This window comes from Pedobacter aquae (genome assembly GCF_008195825.1).
Lineage (GTDB): Bacteria > Bacteroidota > Bacteroidia > Sphingobacteriales > Sphingobacteriaceae > Pseudopedobacter > Pseudopedobacter aquae.
On the sequence record NZ_CP043329.1, the window covers coordinates 3,380,237 to 3,398,923 of the forward strand.

20 protein-coding genes and 1 tRNA gene are annotated in these 18,687 nt (G+C 31.3%); 17 read left to right on the forward strand and 4 right to left on the reverse strand.

The window, feature by feature from the left end:
* Position 1: 1 nt before the first annotated feature.
* From FYC62_RS14895 to FYC62_RS14910, 5 genes are read left to right on the forward strand one after another with little or no spacing between them, the layout of a single operon-like run.
* A complete protein-coding gene (locus tag FYC62_RS14895) occupies positions 2-634 on the forward strand; it encodes a ribonuclease HII (RefSeq protein ID WP_149075502.1) in 633 nt (210 codons plus the stop codon).
* Positions 609-1,817, forward strand: coding sequence for a glycosyltransferase family 4 protein (locus FYC62_RS14900; RefSeq protein ID WP_039453483.1), 1,209 nt, complete (start codon positions 609-611; stop codon positions 1,815-1,817). The genes FYC62_RS14895 and FYC62_RS14900 overlap by 26 nt, the downstream gene beginning before the upstream one ends.
* A 41-nt stretch (positions 1,818-1,858) precedes the next feature.
* Positions 1,859-2,941, forward strand: a complete 1,083-nt coding sequence (gcvT, locus tag FYC62_RS14905; RefSeq protein WP_149075503.1) for a glycine cleavage system aminomethyltransferase GcvT — start codon at positions 1,859-1,861, stop codon at positions 2,939-2,941.
* A gap of 30 nt (positions 2,942-2,971) precedes the next feature.
* Positions 2,972-3,097: a hypothetical protein gene (locus FYC62_RS18070; RefSeq protein WP_317131497.1), complete on the forward strand. Its 126-nt coding sequence runs from the start codon at positions 2,972-2,974 to the stop codon at positions 3,095-3,097.
* A 20-nt stretch (positions 3,098-3,117) separates the two neighbouring features.
* On the forward strand, positions 3,118-3,693 hold the full coding sequence (locus tag FYC62_RS14910; protein WP_317131550.1) for a 2-phosphosulfolactate phosphatase: 576 nt from the start codon (positions 3,118-3,120) through the stop codon (positions 3,691-3,693).
* A 478-nt stretch (positions 3,694-4,171) separates the two neighbouring features.
* Here the strand turns inward: FYC62_RS14910 and FYC62_RS17345 are convergent, their stop codons facing one another.
* Together FYC62_RS17345 and FYC62_RS14920 are read right to left on the reverse strand one after the other, a co-directional pair.
* The gene (locus FYC62_RS17345; protein ID WP_149075504.1) at positions 4,172-4,354 is read right to left on the reverse strand and encodes a hypothetical protein; all 183 of its coding nucleotides are present in this window, start codon (positions 4,352-4,354) and stop codon (positions 4,172-4,174) included.
* Positions 4,355-5,551: 1,197 nt separating this feature from the next.
* Positions 5,552-6,028 (reverse strand): Lrp/AsnC ligand binding domain-containing protein, encoded by a 477-nt coding sequence (locus FYC62_RS14920; RefSeq protein WP_154287450.1) that lies wholly within the window; start codon positions 6,026-6,028, stop codon positions 5,552-5,554.
* Positions 6,029-6,191: 163 nt separating this feature from the next.
* Between FYC62_RS14920 and FYC62_RS14925 the strand changes: the two genes are divergently transcribed.
* From FYC62_RS14925 to FYC62_RS14935, 3 genes are all read left to right on the forward strand, one after another.
* Positions 6,192-6,303, forward strand: a tRNA-Asp gene (locus FYC62_RS14925).
* 250 nt (positions 6,304-6,553) lie between these two features.
* The gene (locus FYC62_RS14930; RefSeq protein ID WP_149075505.1) at positions 6,554-7,744 is read left to right on the forward strand and encodes a tyrosine-type recombinase/integrase; all 1,191 of its coding nucleotides are present in this window, start codon (positions 6,554-6,556) and stop codon (positions 7,742-7,744) included.
* Positions 7,745-7,764: 20 nt separating this feature from the next.
* The gene (locus tag FYC62_RS14935) at positions 7,765-8,166 is read left to right on the forward strand and encodes a hypothetical protein (protein WP_149075506.1); all 402 of its coding nucleotides are present in this window, start codon (positions 7,765-7,767) and stop codon (positions 8,164-8,166) included.
* Here the strand turns inward: FYC62_RS14935 and FYC62_RS14940 are convergent.
* Complete coding sequence (locus tag FYC62_RS14940; protein WP_149074804.1) at positions 8,148-9,041, reverse strand: IS982 family transposase; 894 nt, start codon at positions 9,039-9,041, stop codon at positions 8,148-8,150. The genes FYC62_RS14935 and FYC62_RS14940 overlap by 19 nt on opposite strands.
* Positions 9,042-9,615: 574 nt before the next feature.
* Complete coding sequence (locus FYC62_RS14945; RefSeq protein WP_149075507.1) at positions 9,616-11,145, reverse strand: P-loop NTPase fold protein; 1,530 nt, start codon at positions 11,143-11,145, stop codon at positions 9,616-9,618.
* 112 nt (positions 11,146-11,257) lie between these two features.
* Here FYC62_RS14945 and FYC62_RS14950 point away from each other — a divergent pair, with 112 nt between their 5' ends.
* The 9 genes from FYC62_RS14950 to FYC62_RS14990 all read left to right on the forward strand — a co-directional run bounded on the left by FYC62_RS14950 (position 11,258) and on the right by FYC62_RS14990 (position 18,484).
* A complete protein-coding gene (locus FYC62_RS14950; RefSeq protein WP_149075508.1) occupies positions 11,258-13,219 on the forward strand; it encodes a hypothetical protein in 1,962 nt (653 codons plus the stop codon).
* Positions 13,220-13,427: 208 nt separating this feature from the next.
* Positions 13,428-13,769 (forward strand): hypothetical protein, encoded by a 342-nt coding sequence (locus FYC62_RS14955; RefSeq protein ID WP_149075509.1) that lies wholly within the window; start codon positions 13,428-13,430, stop codon positions 13,767-13,769.
* 86 nt (positions 13,770-13,855) lie between these two features.
* Positions 13,856-14,689, forward strand: coding sequence for an AAA family ATPase (locus FYC62_RS14960; RefSeq protein WP_149075510.1), 834 nt, complete (start codon positions 13,856-13,858; stop codon positions 14,687-14,689).
* A gap of 2 nt (positions 14,690-14,691) precedes the next feature.
* Positions 14,692-15,654, forward strand: coding sequence for a DUF3871 family protein (locus FYC62_RS14965; protein ID WP_149075511.1), 963 nt, complete (start codon positions 14,692-14,694; stop codon positions 15,652-15,654).
* 12 nt (positions 15,655-15,666) lie between these two features.
* The gene (locus FYC62_RS14970; RefSeq protein WP_149075512.1) at positions 15,667-15,867 is read left to right on the forward strand and encodes a hypothetical protein; all 201 of its coding nucleotides are present in this window, start codon (positions 15,667-15,669) and stop codon (positions 15,865-15,867) included.
* Positions 15,868-16,270: 403 nt separating this feature from the next.
* Positions 16,271-17,035, forward strand: a complete 765-nt coding sequence (locus FYC62_RS14975; protein ID WP_149075513.1) for a hypothetical protein — start codon at positions 16,271-16,273, stop codon at positions 17,033-17,035.
* Positions 17,036-17,211: 176 nt separating this feature from the next.
* The gene (locus FYC62_RS14980; protein ID WP_149075514.1) at positions 17,212-17,607 is read left to right on the forward strand and encodes a hypothetical protein; all 396 of its coding nucleotides are present in this window, start codon (positions 17,212-17,214) and stop codon (positions 17,605-17,607) included.
* Between the two features lie 327 nt (positions 17,608-17,934).
* Positions 17,935-18,258: a DUF6804 family protein gene (locus FYC62_RS14985; protein WP_149075515.1), complete on the forward strand. Its 324-nt coding sequence runs from the start codon at positions 17,935-17,937 to the stop codon at positions 18,256-18,258.
* Positions 18,236-18,484, forward strand: coding sequence for a hypothetical protein (locus FYC62_RS14990; protein WP_149075516.1), 249 nt, complete (start codon positions 18,236-18,238; stop codon positions 18,482-18,484). Before FYC62_RS14985 ends, FYC62_RS14990 begins: the two co-directional genes overlap by 23 nt.
* Positions 18,485-18,687: the final 203 nt, after the last annotated feature.

Here is an 18,687-nt window from a genome sequence, read left to right on the forward strand (position 1 = left end):
AATGCTACTACCATTTTACCAACAAGAGCTTTTAGAAGCCGGCTGTGATGAAGCTGGTAGAGGTTGTTTGGCAGGACCAGTTTTTGCAGCGGCTGTTATATTACCTCCCGATTTTCATCATCCTTTACTTAATGATTCTAAACAGCTTGCAGAGAAAGAGCGTAATAAACTGCGTAAAGAGATTGAAGAAATGGCCATTGCTTTTGCTGTGGCAGCCGTAGACCATCAAGAAATTGATAAAATAAATATCCTAAATGCTTCTTTTTTGGCTATGCACAGGGCTTTAGACCAGTTAAAGCAACAGCCAGATTTTATCATTATAGATGGTAATAGGTTTAAGCCTTATCAAAATACCAAACACCAATGCATCGTAAAAGGCGATGGTAAATATTTCTCTATAGCTGCGGCTTCTATTTTAGCTAAAACTTATAGAGATGAATATATGGAAAATCTGCACCAGCAGTTTCCACATTACGATTGGAAACAGAATAAAGGTTACCCAACAGTAAAACACCGCGAGGCTGTATTTAGTTATGGTTTAAGCCCCTATCATAGGAAGACTTTTAGAATAACCAATCCGCAACTTTCTATCTTCAATAGCCTACCTTATGAAAGTACTACTACTCACCAATAGAGTCCCATTTCCGCCTAATGGTGGTTATCCTATTGTGATTTACAATACGATTAGGGAGCTTACTGAGCTAGGTTGCGAGGTCACACTTTTCTCTTTAAATACTACCAAACATTTTGTAAAAACTAAGGAAATTAAAGACCCTGTTTTTAAGAAGATAAAATTTATACAGTATAAAATTGATAATAGGGTTAAGGTAAAAGATGCATTTCTAAACTTATTTACAGGACAGTCTTATAATCTCAGTAGGTTTTATGATAAAAACTGTGCTAGTAAACTTGCACATCTGCTAAGAACGCAAGAGTTTGACATTATACAATTTGAAGGCTTGCAAGTAGTACCTTATTTAGACATCATAAAAGAGGTAAGTAAAGGAAAGCTTATTTACAGGGCACATAATATCGAACATCAAATATGGAAGCGCTTAACCTTACAAGAAAATTTCTTCTTGCGTAAGATGTATTTTGGACTGTTAAGTAAGCGTTTACAAAAATTCGAGTTTAAGATTTTAAATAGTTTCGATACTATTTTAGCTATCAGTTCTGTTGATGAACATTTTTTCAAAAGTGTAGGCTGCCAAAGGCCGGTTTATACTTTCCCGGTAGCTCTAAATTTAGAAAATTATGAGGTTCAGCAGCAGCTGTCTCCACATAAAAGCATAGGCTATATTGGTTCTATGGATTGGAGACCAAATCTCGAAGGTATAGATTGGTTTTTAGAAAAAGTATGGCCTTCTATTAAACAGCTTGATGCGGGTATTACTTTCCATTTGGCAGGTAAAAATATGCCTAAATATTTAGAGGTTTTAAATAGCCAATCTTTCATTTTAGAAGGCGAGGTAGAAGATGCTACAGCTTTTATGGCAAGGCAGCATGTGCTTATTGTTCCCTTACTTTCTGGTAGTGGTATGCGGGTAAAAATTATAGAAGCCATGGCCTTAGGAAAATGTGTTATTGCTACTTCTATTGCCGCAGAAGGTATCAACTATCAGCATGATTTGAATATTTTAATCGCCGATAAGGCCGATGATTTTTACAAACAAATTCTTCGTTGTTTTACTGATAAAACTTTAATCAGCCGGATAGGAAAGGAAGCTAAAAAGCTGGTAGCCAAGCATCACGACAATAAAACGATGAGTAAAGATTTACTAAATGTTTATCAAACAATTTGTGACAAAAAGCCTTGATGTTTTTTGTTAATTTCGCATCAATATAACCCATAAAATTCATGAAAAATACAGCTTTAACCGATAAGCATATTGCTCTAGGCGCCAAAATGGTTCCTTTTGCAGGATATAACATGCCAGTACAATACGCTGGAATTAATGTAGAGCATGAAACGGTACGAAATGCTGTTGGTGTTTTTGATGTTAGCCATATGGGCGAGTTTATCCTAAAAGGCGATGGCGCTTTAGCTTTAATACAACAAGTGAGCGCTAACGATGCCACTAAACTTTTTGATGGCAAAGTACAATACTCGTACTTGCCTAATAAAGAAGGCGGTATCGTTGATGATTTACTGGTTTACCGTATAAATGAAAAAACATATATGTTGGTGGTAAATGCTTCTAACATAGAGAAAGATTGGGATTGGATACAAAGCTTCAATACCCAAGGTGTTGATATGAAAAACATATCAGACCGTACTTCATTACTAGCGGTACAGGGCCCTTTAGCTGCCCAAGCGCTACAAAGTTTAACTAGCGTAGATTTAGCAGCCATGGAGTACTACACTTTTACAAAAGGTGTTTTTGCTGGGGTAGAAAATGTTTTGATTTCTGCTACCGGATATACTGGTGCTGGTGGTTTTGAAATTTATTTTGATCATCAACATTCTGAAAAAATTTGGGATGCTGTTTTTGAAGCAGGTGCTGCTTATGGTATCAAACCTATTGGTTTAGGCGCTAGAGATACTTTAAGACTAGAAATGGGTTTCTGTTTATATGGTAATGATATCAACGACCAAACATCGCCATTAGAAGCTGGCTTAGGTTGGGTTACCAGTTTTAATAAATCTTTTACCAATTCAGAAGCCTTAGCTTTACAAAAACAAAATGGTGTGGCTAATAAATTAGTTAGCTTTGAAATGGTAGAGCGTGGTATTCCTCGTCATGATTATGAAATCTGCGATGCTAATGGAAACACCATAGGAAAAGTAACATCAGGTACACAATCTCCTTCTTTACAAAAAGCTATAGGTTTAGGCTATGTAGATAAAGCTTTTAGTAAAATAGATACCGATATTTTTATCAAAATAAGAGATAACAAGATTAAGGCTAAAGTTGTAAAACTTCCTTTCTTCAAGAAATAAACCATTCTAATAAAAGATTATACGCAACATATGCAGCAGCAAAGAAAGATAGAAGTTTGTCTTACTCCGGCCTTACTTCCACTTTATAATATTGAGAATTCTATCGTTATTGTTATTGATATTTTAGAGCAACATCTTCCATTTGTTATGGGATAGATAATGGTGCCGAAGCTATTATACCTGTAGCTACCGTAGAAGAATGTATTGCCTTAAAGGATGATATTTGCCTTCTGGCAGCAGAACGTGATGGCAAAGTGGTAGAAGGTTTTGATTTTGGTAATTCGCCTTTTGCTTACACCACAGAAAAAGTTAAAGGTAAAACCATTGTCTTAACCACCACCAATGGTACACATGCCATAGATGAGTCTAAAAGAACAGCTTATCAGGTTATTATAGGTTCTTTTTTAAATGTTGATGCTGTTTGCGATTATCTGAAAACACAAGATAAAGACGTTTTTTTACTTTGTGCCGGATGGAAAAATAAGTTCAACTTAGAAGATACGCTATTTGCTGGAGCAGTGGTGAGCAGATTAAAAGATGAAAATTATTTTCAGGATGATTCTAGTACTGCGGCAGAAGACTTGTACCAATTAGCCAAGCATGATTTAGGAGCTTATACCGCTAAAACTTCTCATAGCGAAAGATTGAAGCTTTTGGGTATAGAAGAAGATATTAAGTTTTGCCTTCAAGAAAATATTACCCAGACTATTCCGGTTTTAAAAGGTAATAAGTTAGTGAAGATGGTTTTTTAATTTAAAAGTAGAAAGTTAAAAGTATTAAAGTACAGAGTACAAAGTATAAAGATGCCTAAAAAGCGATGATTAGGAACTTCCAATAATATTAAATCAAACTTTTCCGAAGGACTAAAGACAATCTATGAAGATTTGGAGGTGAAGTCTAATAAATCTTTTGCAAAAAACTTTTCTTAAGCAGTATCGGGAAACAATCTTACGGGTATTGTAGAAACCTTCATAAGCCATAACCATAACCATTCACATCACTTAGGGTCGTGTATAAAGATTTATTTAGACGAAACGACAAATATTCATCAGCCTTGCCTGCCTGCCGGTAGGCAGGATTTATTCATTTTTTATTTATGGTTTTTCTTAGGCATTCATGAACTCGTTCCTCGTTTTTTGTTTACTTTTTTATCAAGAAAAAAGTAAATAGGGTTGGCCGCCTATGAGGCAGGAAAGACTTGTGTGATACGGTCAATTCGTCAAGCTATTTTTAAAAATAATATTCATCCGCCTCTATCGCCGGCGGGGCTCGTTCCTTTTGAGGGACCAAAAGGAACCAAAATGAAGCTTTAGCGAATTCATGAATACCTTTAAAAATCAATAAAAAATAATGAATAAAGTCCTGAACAATCCCCGCTGGAGCCTTTGCCGCACAAAGCTCTCCCACACTCAAAAACAGTGAGTGCTTATTTTTGCTCGGATGTGGTTTTTCAATGTTAGTATAAACTCGAACGCAAAACCGCATTCGCTATAGGCTTGGTTGTGCAAGATTTTTTAATTTCTGCTGCTGTTTTTTCGTCTTCCCAGCTCTGGGGGATTGCTCATGCACTTCGGTTTAGGCTGTTTTCTTATGAATGGTTGTTCCTTTCTATCGGTAGAAAGTACAGAGTATAAAGACTCCAAAGAGCAAATATTTAGGTGCTACCTCTAAAAACCAAACAATACTTTTCCGAAGAACGAAAGATGGCCTATGAATATTTGGAAGTGTAGGCAAATAAATCTTTTGCAAAAACTTTCATGAAGCAGTATCGGGAAACAATCCGACGGGTGTTGTAGAAGCTATCATTTAGCAAAACCATTCACACCACTCAGGATTGTGGATGAAGATTTATTTAGGCGAAACGACAAATATTCATGAGCCTTGCCTGCCTGCCGGTAGGTAGGAATTTTTGGGCACTTTTTTTTCAAGAAAAAAGTGCCTAGGGCAGGCCGCCTATGAGGCCGGAAAGCCTTGTGCTATACAACCAATTAGTTTATAATATCTTTAATCATAATAATCATTCTCCTCTATCGCTGGAAAGGTTCGTTCCTTTTGCGAAACCAAAAGGAACCAAAATGAAGCTTTAGCGAATTCTAGAAAGTAAAAAGACCTAAAAAAGAGGCTATTTAGGAAGTTCCTTTGAAAATTATATATGCCTTACCAAAGAACGGTCTATGAAGATTTGGAAGTGTAGATAAATAAATCTTTTGCAAAAACTTTCATAGAGCACTATCGGAAAACAATCCGATGGGTGTTGTAGAAACTTTCATAAAGCACAATCCTTCACACCACTCAGGATTGTGGCTAAAGATTTATTTAGACGGAACGACAAATATTCATCAGCCTTGCCTGCCTGCCGGTAGGCAGGATTTATTCATTTTTTGGTTATGGTTTTTCTTAGGCATTCATGAACTCGTTCCTCGTTTTTGGGGACTTTTTTTTCAAGAAAAATTGCCTAGGGCTGGCCGCCTATGAGGCCGGAAAGCCTTGTGTGTAAAGGCCAATACTGAAAAAAATCAATACCCAGCTAAGGTTTTAACCCCTTTTCCACAATGTCTATTTAATATTTCTTAGTCAGTAAGAAATATACTCAAAAACCTTTGAACAGCTTTACTTCAGCGTAATCTGCCTTTTAATACTTTCCTCTAAAGAGATAAAAGTCTCCGTACGTTGAATGCCTGGTACAGCCTGTACTTGGTCATTTAAAACATGGCGAAGATGCGTAGTATCTCTACAAATAATTTTGGCAAACATAGAATAAGCTCCAGTACAGTAGTGTAACTCTACAATTTCTTTTACTTGTTTTAGTTTTTCAACAGCATCGTGGTAAATAGAACCTTTCTCTAGGTAAATACCTAAGAAGGCACAAATATCATAACCAACTTTCTGTGCATCTACTATTAAGTTAGAACCTTTGATGATACCCATATCTTGCATCTTCTTCATTCTCACGTGGATAGTACCACCAGAAACGATTAATTCTTTGGCTATTTCAGTATATGCAGTAGTTGCATCATTCATCAGGATAGACAAAATTTCAATATCCAGATTATCAATTTCTAAATTTTGGCGGGATTTATCAATCATGTTTTTGCTATTTTTTAATCGTAAACAATATTAAATAAAAAATTGCTAAAAATTAAAATATATTGTTGAAATATTTGTAAAATATAAGTTTTGCTATTACATTTGTATTGTTCAATCAACAGAAAGAAGGCGATCTTCTTCAGAAATTGAAAAATAAATATACTGTAGGGTGGTGAAATTGGCAGACACACCTCCTTGTCTCGGTGGCGAAGGTTTGGGAAATAGCAGCAATGTGAAATAACTACTTCGTGTAGGTTCGACTCCTACCCCTACAGCCCTTTCGTTTAATTTAGGTTTATAATTGGTTAGTTTAAGCTCAGTTCTCCCCGTTCTGAGCTTAACTGTTTTATAGGGGTTTGGTTACGTATTAAAACAAGCTTTTTTTATATTCCTAAATACTTCTAAATTCATAAAGATAATAGGCTTTTAAAGCTGTTTTAAAGCACATCATACTCCTAATCATACTACCAAATTTTTAGTAATTCTACTGCAAAAACTTCATAAACCTTCTAAAAACAAACGAAAATGAATACACATATATATTCTTTAAACCCAACTTGTACCCAACCCAGAGGTGTAGGCAAATCTGTAAAAGATAAATGGTATGTCTATTTCTATTATACTAATAGCAATGGAATAAGAAAATCCTTTAAAAGTTATAAAGACCTAAACAATAAAAATCAAGATTTAAATCAGCGTAGAAAGTTATTAGCAGAAACCGTAGCAAAATTTGATGAATTGCTGAAAACCAAAAAATTTGATATTGAAACTGGAATATTTATAAAAACAGTATCAGAACAAGTATTAATAAATAATCTAATTGAAGATTACCTAAAATTCAAAAAAGCCATTATAAGCCACTACACCTATTTAAATTATAACTCCTTATTTGAAAGATTCAAACTATCTGCTAAAGGATTAACCCTCTCCCAGATAGACCAACAGTTTATTAAAGACTTTCTGAAGAAAACTCCTGCTAAACCACAATCAAAAAGAAGTTATAGAACCTATGTATCAGGTTTTTTTAATTGGTTAAAAGATGAAAAGGATATTAATATCATTAATCCTACACATGGTTTAAGGTTAGACAGGAATGAACCTGTAGAAAGGCATAAAATCTATTCTAAAGAAGAAATTAAAGCCATTATAGACTACTGTGATGCCAATGGTCATGTTATCCTCAAAACAATTATTTATTTAGTATACGGAGCTCAAATGAGGATTTCAGAGATACTAAGAATTCAGGTAGAAGATATAAATCTGGACTATAATAAAATTGTGCTTCCTAAAGGTAAAGGCAAGATTAAAAATAGGGAAAAGATTGTTCTGCTGGATGAGCCATTAAAAGTTTACCTCTTAAATATGGGACTTGATTTTAAGGATAAGGATAACCAGAAATTATATTTTATTGGTCAAAAGAGAGCTTATGATAAAGCCAAATTTTTTGGAAGATATCCTATTTCTAAAAACACCATTGATACCAGATTTAAACTGCTTAAAAAAGATCTTAATATTAGCCTGCATAAGACGCTTTACAGCTTTAAACATACTGGTAATGTTAATCTTTTGCTAAGTGGAGCAGACCTTATAGAATTGATGTATAAGAACGGACATAAGAAGATATCACAGACAGAAACTTATGCTAGACAGTTGATAGAACAAGTGCCAGAGACTAAATATATTAGGAAAAGTAGGGATGATCTAGATTTTAAGTAATTTAGGACCTAATTTCATTTATGATAAGTAAAATTAAACACCTACTTATATTTTTTTTAGCAGTATTTATTAGCTCTTGTAATCAAAAAAGTAAATCTGAAGAAATAGAGGAACTTGTAATTTTTGGAAATTCTGGCTTCTGTCTAAAAGATAATAACGGGAACTCTTATTCTTCTACTTACTGGATTGATTGTGATTCATGTGATACTAAAGACCTGAAATACGATTCAACTAAACTGGATATAAGGTTATATTTTGAATACAAAAAGGATGATCATACCAAAACTTCTATTAGAAAGCCTGAAAGTACAACTGAATATTACATATTATCAGAACAAGAGACTCAAGGGTTTAAGAGTTTAATTAATTCTACTCTTCTTAGTAATAACCTGAGTTCGATTAATCAAAAAGCTAAGATTTGATTAGAATTAGCATTTTGATATTTAATTGAAGGTTTTTTAGGAAAAAAAGAATAGGCAATTAATGCGGCAATCATGTTGGATATAAAATTTGTAAAAGACCTATGTCTTGAATGCTCAATTTGGCAAATGTTTTTTAGTTCATCGTTTACCGTTTCTATTACTGATCTTTTTCTAAGAGTAATCTTATCATTCATAGTCATTAAGCTGTTTTTCATATTGTTACGAATGCTCGTAATTAGATGTATATCATTGACAAACAATATATTGGCTAGTTTCTCAGAAATATATCCCTTATCTGCGAATAGTTTTCCAAATACTGATTTCAGGAAGTTTTCATTTTTGAGCGGATCTCTGTCATCAACATTTGCCTGTGTAATTGCAAAGTTTAAAATTTCTCCTTTATCGTTGATTACAATGTGGAGCTTAAATCCATAAAACCAGCCCATTGTAGATTTACCTACCTCTGCAATGCCCTTAAATACCTTATTCCGTTTTATTCGCTTATTGTTACATACCCTAACTGGGGTTGAATCTACAAATGAAATACCGCTACAAATACCTAAACAGCAGGTCTTCAAAAATATGGTCATCGGCATAAGTATGCTTTGGCTAAGCTCAACAAAGCGATTATAAGAAACCGTTTTTGGAAATTCGGACTGCATGTGTCGTTGAATATAAAACAGATAAAAGTGCTTAAAGCACCTGAAACCACTAAGATGAAAGAATAGGCAAATCGATATAACCTCACTCTTGGACATCACTGGTGGTCGCTTAGAAGCTTTTCCCAGTAGAAAGGAATGTGTATTGTTATCGAAATCTTTGCAAAATTCATCCACAAGACAAAAAATATCGCTAATTTTAGAGTAGTCAATCATATATAATTATAGTTAAGTATTTGATTTTAAGACACTTAAATATAACTATTTTTATTATGATTGACTAATTTATTTTAAAATATTAATCGAACTCAGGTTAATAAGTACAAAAATAAATATGCTCCCATAAAACCTATAGTTTATGATGGATGGACATATACTTTGTATTTTAAAACTTCTAAGGGAACGGAAAAGGTTATAAACTACATTCCTAACTATTTACCTGATTCCTTAAAAACTTTGCATGACACATTAAGAGAAATAACACTTAAGCAATCTAAGGTAACCTCTGATAGTTTTAAATATCATGAAATTGTTAATGATGAGTCTATAAAACAATATGTTAGTAATCCACCTCCTGTCTTACCTATAAAAGAACAAATTAAGTTCCCACTAGACAAATAGATAGATAAACGTTACAAATTTTAAATTACAATTAGAAATTACCTGGATTTTAAATAATTCAGGTATTTCTATTTACAGGTTATGCTGTATTATGCTTTACTACTTTGATTTGAGATGGTTTAACCTGTTTAAAAGAAAAACCCATGAAATGTAGAGTAGATTTTAATCTCTAATACTTATTATCATTATATATGTAACCATTATCAATACATATTTCCAGAGCTTTTTTGAATACGTGAAATGGATTCGGATTAATATAAACTTCTGATTCAGAAATCTTACCAATAATTATCCCAGTATTATTGACTGCCTTTTTGAAATAGAAAGATAAACTATCAGTTTCCCAATCCTCTTTAACATCATAAACCAGAAAAATCCTCTCTCCAAATTCATTATCCACGCCTATTATTAAATCCTCAGTTATCTTAATATTCTTTCTTATATCTCTTATTTCAATAAAAAAGGGGATAGAGTAGGAAATTAAAAAATAATCATGATTCCAAATTACTTCTCTACTAGTTCCATAGTTAGAACTATAGTTATCACTTAAATCACCAATGATTCTGACAAAATCTTCAATTCTAGGAAAAAACTGACACATTATATTGGTCATGATTAATAGAGGAAAATTGCTAACATGATAGCTTCTTCCCTTTACCTTTATTTCACAATCAGGAATAGAAAAATCAGTAAGCTTTTTCAAGTTCCTAATCCGAAGAATATCTTTATCTATGAATTTATAAGTTAATCTTAAAATATCACTAAAAAAATTGCTATCCTTATTTATCTTTCTATGCTTTGTGTTGCTATTTTCTATGAAAGAACTATCCAGATAATCGGAAATTTTTTCTTTTAAATACTGCTTGTGATTAAAAAAATATGGCTTATAAGAATAAAACTTATCTATATATCCTTCAAAATTTGATTTAGCTCCAAATTTATGATGGAACATATGTTCTATGTTTGGAATATCGCATACAAAAATAACTTTATCAAATCCAAACTTATTGGTATCACTTTTACTGTCATGATGAGCAGTAAAAATATTAAATAACCTAAAGGTGTGATCCGGATCTAACCTATCTAAATCGTCAATTACTAACACAAATTCTTTATTCTCTCTTTTAACCTTTATTCTTTTTAAAAAGTCTTGGATAAGGACAGTAAACTCATCTCGCTCTTTATATGAACCCTTTTTATATTCTATTGAGGTCATAAATTTTAATAACTGTTCTACCTCACCTTCTTCAACATCTTTTTTAAAGCGTTTGAAATCATTAATCAATTCCTTTGTGTCCTTAATAATATCTACTAAACCCTCTATTTTAGGAAAGAACTTACTAAGTGAACTTAGAAATGGAAACAAGTTTAGTTTACTACTCACAAAGCTTTGAGCCAGTAATAAGTTTGAAAAATCATCCTTTTTCAGATCTAGTTCTTCAAAATAATGGTCAATTAAGTAATCAAAAATATCGAACTTTATTAGTTCAAATATATCCTCGTTAGAGGCCACAGAATAATCCACTGGAAATAAAGTTATTTTAAGATATTCTTGACTATTCTCGAAAAATTCGTTTAGGAAATATGATTTTCCACTTCCAAATGGCGCAGTAAATAATACTCTTTTATTATCTTTTAGCTTCAAATGAATATTAAACAGCTCAAGTACTGAAGAATTGTCAACAATTATTTCTTCCATATTAACTTATATCTCTTAACTATTTACTAAAATAAACTTTATAACTTCTACTTCCCCCCTTAACTGAACATTTTACTATTTTACAGTCATTAATTACTAAAAACTAATATTAATGAATTTAGATATAAAAGAAGAAGCCAAACATTTACTAATAACAGAAGAAAAAAAGGGAGTTTTAGAATTAACAATAAAGGATAACTCTAAAAAATTAGGAGAAATACTAAATTTCCTACCTCATGGAATTATTGATAAAACAGTAACTGGAATTGGAGCCACAACTTTAGAAATCTATTCTAAAAGGAATTCCATAATCGTAGTCCCACTAAAAATAATAGCTGCTTCTAAAGTTGAACAACATCCAGAGAACTGTTATTATGTTGGTAGTGCTATAAATAATTTTCAAACATTTGGTGAAGAGGCTTTTGACCTCTTTCTAACAAATGATAAGATTCCCTATAAGAACGTCATAGTAGTTGCAGAAAGCTTACCTAAAGTTATTAAAACCATTGGAGAAGATGTTTACAAGAATTATTTTCTACTAATAGATGAAATTAATACTATTCAGGAAGATTCTAAATTCAGAGAGACTATTGAAAATTGCCTAGATATATATTTAAAATTTCCACCACAATCAAGAGCAATGGTTACTGCCACTATGATTAATTTTTCTCATCCAGAAATTGCTAAAGAACAAAAAACAACTATAAACTATGAGGAACAAAAGCCTAATCTTATAGATGAATTTATAATGTCTTACAACACCCTGGGTGTTTGTATAGATTTAATTGAAAAATTATTAAAAGAACATCAGGATGCTAAAATAGTAATAGCTTACAACTCTGTAATAGGTTCAAAAATACTTGCGGAGGAATTGGTTCTTTCAAATCCAGAAAATGCCAAAAATGTAAGCATTCTTTGTTCTAAATCAAATAAAAAAAAAGCAGGCGTATTTTATGCCGAGCTTACTGGATTAAAATATCCAAGTAAAATAAATTTTATTACCGCAGCTTATTTCTCTGGGTATGATATTGAAGAACAGTACTACTTAATTAACTTAATTGACGAGAATGAAATATTTAGTAAAATATCAATAAATGCAGTTAGACAAATTGCAGGTAGAGCAAGAGAAGGTCTTCATAAACATTATATTGTATATCCATATTCTGAAAATGAAGAAGAATTAATAGAATATGTGGATGAAAAACAACTTTTAGATTTAGCAAAAGTAGAACTTAAATCAATAGAGTGTATCGAGAATAATTTTAAAGAATATCCATTTTTTAAAACTACAATGTTGGACATTCATAGTGCTGTTATTGATAACGGAGGCTATAAAGGTTTTAAGCTTATCAGAAGGAACATTGAAAATGAAATAAACATATCATATTTTAATATTGATTCATATTTAGAACATCAAAAAACACAATATGAAGAACATGCTAGCTATAATTCATTTCTTAAATCGTTATCAAATAGCTTTTCAGTTCTACACGTACTTAATCTACAATCTCACCATGAATTCAGTAAAGTAAAAGAAAGTAATTTGGACGTTGATCAGAGTATTAAAACTGCAATTGAAAATTTACAAAATATTACAACCGATAATGAAGCATATTATTTGTCTGTAAAAGCTGAGGATAATATTCAAAAAAAGGTTTACTTCATTTATGATAAGCTGTCAAAGTTCTACTATGAAAAAGAGACATTATTAGATAAAATAGCGGAAGTAGCGAAGAAAAATTCTAAAGCCTTCAATATATTGAAATCAGAGGTTACACATAAAAGCTTACCCCCTTATCATCCACTTAAAAAATTTATTTTTGAATATTTTAAAGAAGGTGTAATATATAAATCCAGTGAAATTTTAGAGCTTTTAAATAAAGTACATGCTTTAGCCTCTACTAACCATAAGAAAATTGATAGTGAATTAAAGGCTGTAGAAATTTTTAACTGTTATTTTGAAACTGTTAGAAAGAAGTACAATAATGGGTATTTATTGAAAAATTATATTAAACAAGAAGATTATTTAGATACAGTAATAAATAGAGATGAGAATAACATCTTTAGTTACTAAAATATAATATAATAATAAATCTTATGGCATCTACTTTCTATTATAATTTAAAATATAGATGGTAGGTGTCATTTTTATTTTTAGTTTGTGTCTTTCTTTTTGAGCTTGCCTGTACAACTCTCCCCTCCATAACTTCACAGCTTGATATACCCGTCATCTTGCTACAAAAAACTCATTTTATTCACTTTAAAAATTAAATCCAAAAATTATGGTAACAGTAACTAATTATCTGCAAAAAGAAAATGCAGAGGGGAAAGCCTTTTTTATGCTAGAATTAACCGGAGAATTAGAAATTGTAGTTTCTCAAACAACAGGAAAGCCTTATGCTACAGTAAGGAAGGTAAGTATACCAACAACTCTTGATGAAAACATGTGCAAGTTGATGTTGGGAAAACAAATGCCTGGTCAAATAGCAAAAGTTGAAGTAGAAGAAGCATATGACTACACTAATAAAGAAACAGGGGAAGTACTCAGCCTAAATTATAGGTATGAATATTCTGCTACAGAAAAAGCACAGACTATGGAACAAGCTGTTTTTCAAGTATCTTGAAGGTTTAGTATAAGTCAGAACTTAAGATTATAAGGTGATATGTTATAAAAGCGTATCACCTTTTTTATTTAATAATTTTTAGAATTATGGAAATTAGAAAAGCAGAAAGAAAAAGAGCCAAAATTAAAATGGCTTTACAAGGGAGTGCTGGTTCTGGTAAAACATTTAGCGCTTTATTAATAGCTCATGGTATCTCTACTGATTGGTCTAAAATTGTTGTTATTGATTTAGAAAATAATAGTGCTGATCTGTATTCACACTTTGGACACTATAATGTATTACCATTAGAACAACCTTATTCGCCAGAGAAATGTATTCAAGCATTAGAACTATGTGAGCAGGCAGGTATGGAAGTAATCATCATTGATGGTTTAACACCATGTTGGGAATATCTTTTGGATTTACATGCCAATATGAGTGGTAATTCATTTACAAATTGGTCTAAAATTACTCCCAGACAAAATGCTTTGGTAAATAAGATATTATCTATTCAATCTCATGTGATTAGCACCATCAGGGTAAAACAAGACTACGTACTAAATAATAAGGATGGTAAAATAGTTCCTGAAAAAGTAGGGCTTAAAGCCATTCAAAGAGATGGATTAGATTATGAATTCACTATAGTGCTAGACATTGATAATAAACATCATGCAGTAGCTTCTAAAGACAGAACAACCCTATTTATGGGTAAACCTGAATTTACAATTAGCAGAAAAACTGGAGAAGATATTTTAAAATGGTGTAATGAAGGTATTGATGATACTAGCAATATTTTAGAACTCATTAAAAACGCCAATTCCATTGAAGTATTAAAGGATATATATTTCTCCTATCCTGATTATCAAAATAGCCTATCAAAAGCATTTGCTAGTAGAAAAGAAGCACTTAATAAACTTGAACCCTTTAACCAAAAAACTTAATTATGGAACTATTAACAATTAATCCTCCTCCAATATTAAAACAATCTTCACAGAAATCTTTCATTGTTGCAAATACCCTTGCATCTTCTTATCAGGAAATAAGAAATAATCATATTATCCCTGTATTCATTAAAGATAATGAGCCTGTTATATCACATGCAGATTTTATTGATGTTAGTAATGAGATTGTACATCATGTATTCCAAAATGAAACCATTTTAAGCCCTTCTATAAGGTTAAGTCATCCAATTAAAGGCAGAGTTCCAGAAGCTAAAAATAAGCCTGCTAATCAATTATTAGAAGAGGAAAAAACCATTTATTATGAAAGAATGGCTTTTGTTATTGAAGTACCTACCATAAGAGATACAGTTTCAGGAAATCAATTAAACCTGACTATAGGAGGTGTAAAATCTTATAATTTGGATAACCTCTACAGCAAAAAAGGGACAGATGAACATTTCAAAATCTTCATTGGGTTTGAAAATAAAGTATGTACCAATATGTGTGTATGGTCTGATGGCTTTATAGCAGATTTAAAGGTAAGGAGTATACATGAACTTACAGATGCTATTTTAAATCTGATTACCAACTATAATGCAAAACAGCATTTAGATAATCTGAATAAGTTTACCAATTACACTTTAACAGAAAATCAGTTTGCAGAACTAATTGGAAAATGTAGAATGTACAACTATCTACCACAAAATGCTAAACAGGAAATTCAACAGTTACTGTTTGGAGATACCCAAATTAATTCTGTAGCTAAAGACTATTATAATGATAAAAGTTTCTGCAGATCTGCTAATGGAGATATTGATTTATGGAGGTTTTATAACCTTTTAACAGGAGCTAATAAGAGCAGTTATATTGATACTTTTTTAGATAGAGGACTGAATGCTTATGAGTTTACCAATTCTATTGTAAACGCTTTAGAATCGCCCAAAAGTAACTGGTTTTTAAATTAACCCTGTTAAAATGTGAAAGACATTATTTATACCCACAGTCTTTTAGTAGTAGATTCTAAAGGTCAAATTTTCAGAATATTTACTCCATTTTTAGTAATTGAAAAATTAACACAGCAGAAATACTGGGTGTCTAAAATAGTTTGGGATGCTTTTGGACTTCCTTATTTTGAAATAGAGGGAAATCTGGCAATTTATAGCAAATTTAAAATCTAGTGAGCCTTAGTAAATCTACCAATAAACTTGATAAAGTATTTTCTTTATTTTATAACTTATTAGCATTAATATAGCCATTGTTAAAAATTCAGAGATAGAATACAAATGGATTTTATAAATTAGCTGAATAAATAAGGAAGATTATTAAGAGATATTAAATACATATTCGATTAAAATATAAGCGTTAACTAAAAGTTCTTGTAAGAAGAAACCTGAGAAATTTCAAAGTACAAACAAGAGCAGTTAGAATAACGTCTCATGCTAATAAGCGTGGGGCGTAATCTATCTGTTTGTACGGGCTTCTCAGGGCCTCTTCTACAGATCAGGTTATTGTCCTGCGCTTATTGTATTATAAACCGCCGTTGTTGGGACTTCTTTGGCAATAAAAAATCAATTTATTTTTATGAAAAAAGTTTTATTGTTAATGCTTACTGCATCAGCATTACTCGGTGCTTGTAAAAAAGACAAGGATGATTCAAATCCTGCAAATGGCTGTAAAATTGTAAAATTTACACCTTCTGGAGGGCATGATTATGTTAATTCAGAATATTTAATAACTTATAACTCAGATGGTAAAATATCCACGATTACAAATGCTGATGAAACTAGAAGATTTTCCTATGAGTCTAGTAAAATGCTGGTTAGTGTCGATAATCTATTGATTACCTACAATTATAATAGTCCAAACCAGATAAATAGTATTATAACCAATAGTCAGTGGCCAGAGAATGTATCTGTTACTTATGCAGATAACAAAGTTTCTAAAATACTTACATCTGTAGACGACATCTCTTCAACATTTACTTATTCAAGTAATGAAGTAGTTAAAATATTAGAAAAATGGGGAGATACAGATACAGAAGAGGCTTTAATAACCTACAAAGAGGAAAAATATTCAAACCCTTTAATCTTTGAATTGATATTTCCTTCAATGATTGACGGAGATATCAGGAATTTTATTAGATATAATTTATCCAATTCTTTTGGAGCTTCAGAGAAAAGACTAATTGATAAAATAGAATATATAGGCAAAGGAGACCGTAGTTATAATACTCGTACAGATACTTATTCTTATTTAAAAGATGATAAAGGGAATATAATCCAAATCATTATTACTAGCACAAGTTATACCACAAGATCTTTTACCCTTGAATATAGCTGTAATTAAAATCTAATAAATAATGAGAAAAGTAAAAACCCTAATTATAAGAGCGGCTATATTATATGGTATAGCCGCTCTATTTAGTTTGTCATTATCAGTATATAATTGGAATACATTTTCTATATACTTCTTTATTATCCTACTTGGTATGATAGCCACTGACATATTATTTAATTCAAAACATGATTAACAGTTTAGTTATTAACTTAATAATACTGGCTATATGTCTTATTATTAATATAGCCTATTTAAATAGTAAAGTTAACCGAATTCCTAACCACTATATTTTTAAATTAATTGGAAATATTAATACAATAGGAATTTTAATAATTATTATCCTAATTGGTATTAAAGTATCTGTATGGTACGCTATTTTAACATTTGTAATTGCTTTAATAATATCTAGAATAGCACATGTGATTTTTAATGATTCTTTAACTAATTTAAAGCGTCAAATCAATGCAGTTGATCCAAACAGTTCTGAAAAATATAGTTTTATGAGTATTGCTATAATACCAATAAATCTATTTGCTACTTATATTATAATACAAGCTCTTATAAATTTATTTAGAATGTAATGGGAATTATTTATTCATTTACTTGTGGTAAGTGTTCCTACCATAATGAAGAAGTCAAAATCGGAAATTCTAGATTAGGTTGCCATAATGGAGAAGATGATTATGAACTTGGAACATGTTCTGATTGCAAGATAATATTTGGTTATAATTGGCCATATTGTCCTCAATGTGGAGAATGGAAAACTTCTATGAAGTCAAATATTAAATTAGTTTTAAAACTGAAGAGGCCTAAGTATACAGTGAAATTTCATAAAAGCAATGACGTGAAAATAATTCCCTGTCCAAAATGTAACCACGAATATTTAACCCCACATTTAAAATTGTTTTATGATTAATATTAAACCCTATACCACCATAAAAACCATTTTAATAGCTTTATTACTCCTTTGTTTATTAAACCTCCCTTATGGTTTATATCAGCTTTTTAGAGTAATATTTACTATTGGCTTTGTATTATTAGCAATTAAAGCAAATGAGGATAAAAAGCAAACGGAGTTAACAATTTTTATAGTACTGGCAGTATTGTTTCAACCTTTATTAAAGATTCCTTTAGGTAGAGAGATATGGAATATTTTAGATGTTGTTGTTGCTTTAGGATTGATTGTAAACTTATTTAAAACTTCCAAGAATGAAACCAGTTCAAATATTTAAATATTGTGAGCAGGAAGATTATAAACTTCCAGATACAGCAGATATAGATGTAATACCTCTAGAGTGCATTAATTGTATTTTAGATGATATACTTTCTACTTCTGAGAATATTAGAAAAGATTGGATTAAGCTATATAAGGATGGAAATATGCAATTACAATGTAGGTTAACAGGTAAAAAGCACCTTATTACTAAAGAGTTTTTTGATAAAGTAAAATGGGATTAGTACTATGTCCAACTACCAACCATACTACCAAACCCCCTTTATTTTTATTGGTTTATTAGCATTAAATAGCTTAAAAATTTAAAAAATGATTTAGGTTTATAATTGGTTAGTTTAAGCTCAGTTCTCCCCGTTCTGAGCTTAACTGTTTTATAGGGGTTTCTATAACGCAAAAATCAACGCTATTGCCTTTATACTGGATCAAG

What these genes read in the sequence shown, in the direction of transcription:
- FYC62_RS14900 (WP_039453483.1), top strand. Translation starts at nt 609, where the DNA reads ATGAAAGTACTACTACTCACCAATAGAGTCCCATTTCCGCCTAATGGT.
- FYC62_RS14920 (WP_154287450.1), bottom strand. Translation starts at nt 6,028, where the DNA reads ATGATTGATAAATCCCGCCAAAATTTAGAAATTGATAATCTGGATATT.
- FYC62_RS14950 (WP_149075508.1), top strand. Translation starts at nt 11,258, where the DNA reads ATGAATTTAGATATAAAAGAAGAAGCCAAACATTTACTAATAACAGAA.
- FYC62_RS14985 (WP_149075515.1), top strand. Translation starts at nt 17,935, where the DNA reads ATGATTAATATTAAACCCTATACCACCATAAAAACCATTTTAATAGCT.
- FYC62_RS18070 (WP_317131497.1), top strand. Translation starts at nt 2,972, where the DNA reads ATGCAGCAGCAAAGAAAGATAGAAGTTTGTCTTACTCCGGCCTTACTT.
- FYC62_RS14975 (WP_149075513.1), top strand. Translation starts at nt 16,271, where the DNA reads ATGAAAAAAGTTTTATTGTTAATGCTTACTGCATCAGCATTACTCGGT.
- FYC62_RS14935 (WP_149075506.1), top strand. Translation starts at nt 7,765, where the DNA reads ATGATAAGTAAAATTAAACACCTACTTATATTTTTTTTAGCAGTATTT.
- FYC62_RS14940 (WP_149074804.1), bottom strand. Translation starts at nt 9,041, where the DNA reads ATGATTGACTACTCTAAAATTAGCGATATTTTTTGTCTTGTGGATGAA.
- FYC62_RS14990 (WP_149075516.1), top strand. Translation starts at nt 18,236, where the DNA reads ATGAAACCAGTTCAAATATTTAAATATTGTGAGCAGGAAGATTATAAA.
- gcvT (WP_149075503.1), top strand. Translation starts at nt 1,859, where the DNA reads ATGAAAAATACAGCTTTAACCGATAAGCATATTGCTCTAGGCGCCAAA.
- FYC62_RS14930 (WP_149075505.1), top strand. Translation starts at nt 6,554, where the DNA reads ATGAATACACATATATATTCTTTAAACCCAACTTGTACCCAACCCAGA.
- FYC62_RS14945 (WP_149075507.1), bottom strand. Translation starts at nt 11,145, where the DNA reads ATGGAAGAAATAATTGTTGACAATTCTTCAGTACTTGAGCTGTTTAAT.
- FYC62_RS14965 (WP_149075511.1), top strand. Translation starts at nt 14,692, where the DNA reads ATGGAACTATTAACAATTAATCCTCCTCCAATATTAAAACAATCTTCA.
- FYC62_RS14980 (WP_149075514.1), top strand. Translation starts at nt 17,212, where the DNA reads ATGATTAACAGTTTAGTTATTAACTTAATAATACTGGCTATATGTCTT.
- FYC62_RS14955 (WP_149075509.1), top strand. Translation starts at nt 13,428, where the DNA reads ATGGTAACAGTAACTAATTATCTGCAAAAAGAAAATGCAGAGGGGAAA.
- FYC62_RS14960 (WP_149075510.1), top strand. Translation starts at nt 13,856, where the DNA reads ATGGAAATTAGAAAAGCAGAAAGAAAAAGAGCCAAAATTAAAATGGCT.
- FYC62_RS14895 (WP_149075502.1), top strand. Translation starts at nt 2, where the DNA reads ATGCTACTACCATTTTACCAACAAGAGCTTTTAGAAGCCGGCTGTGAT.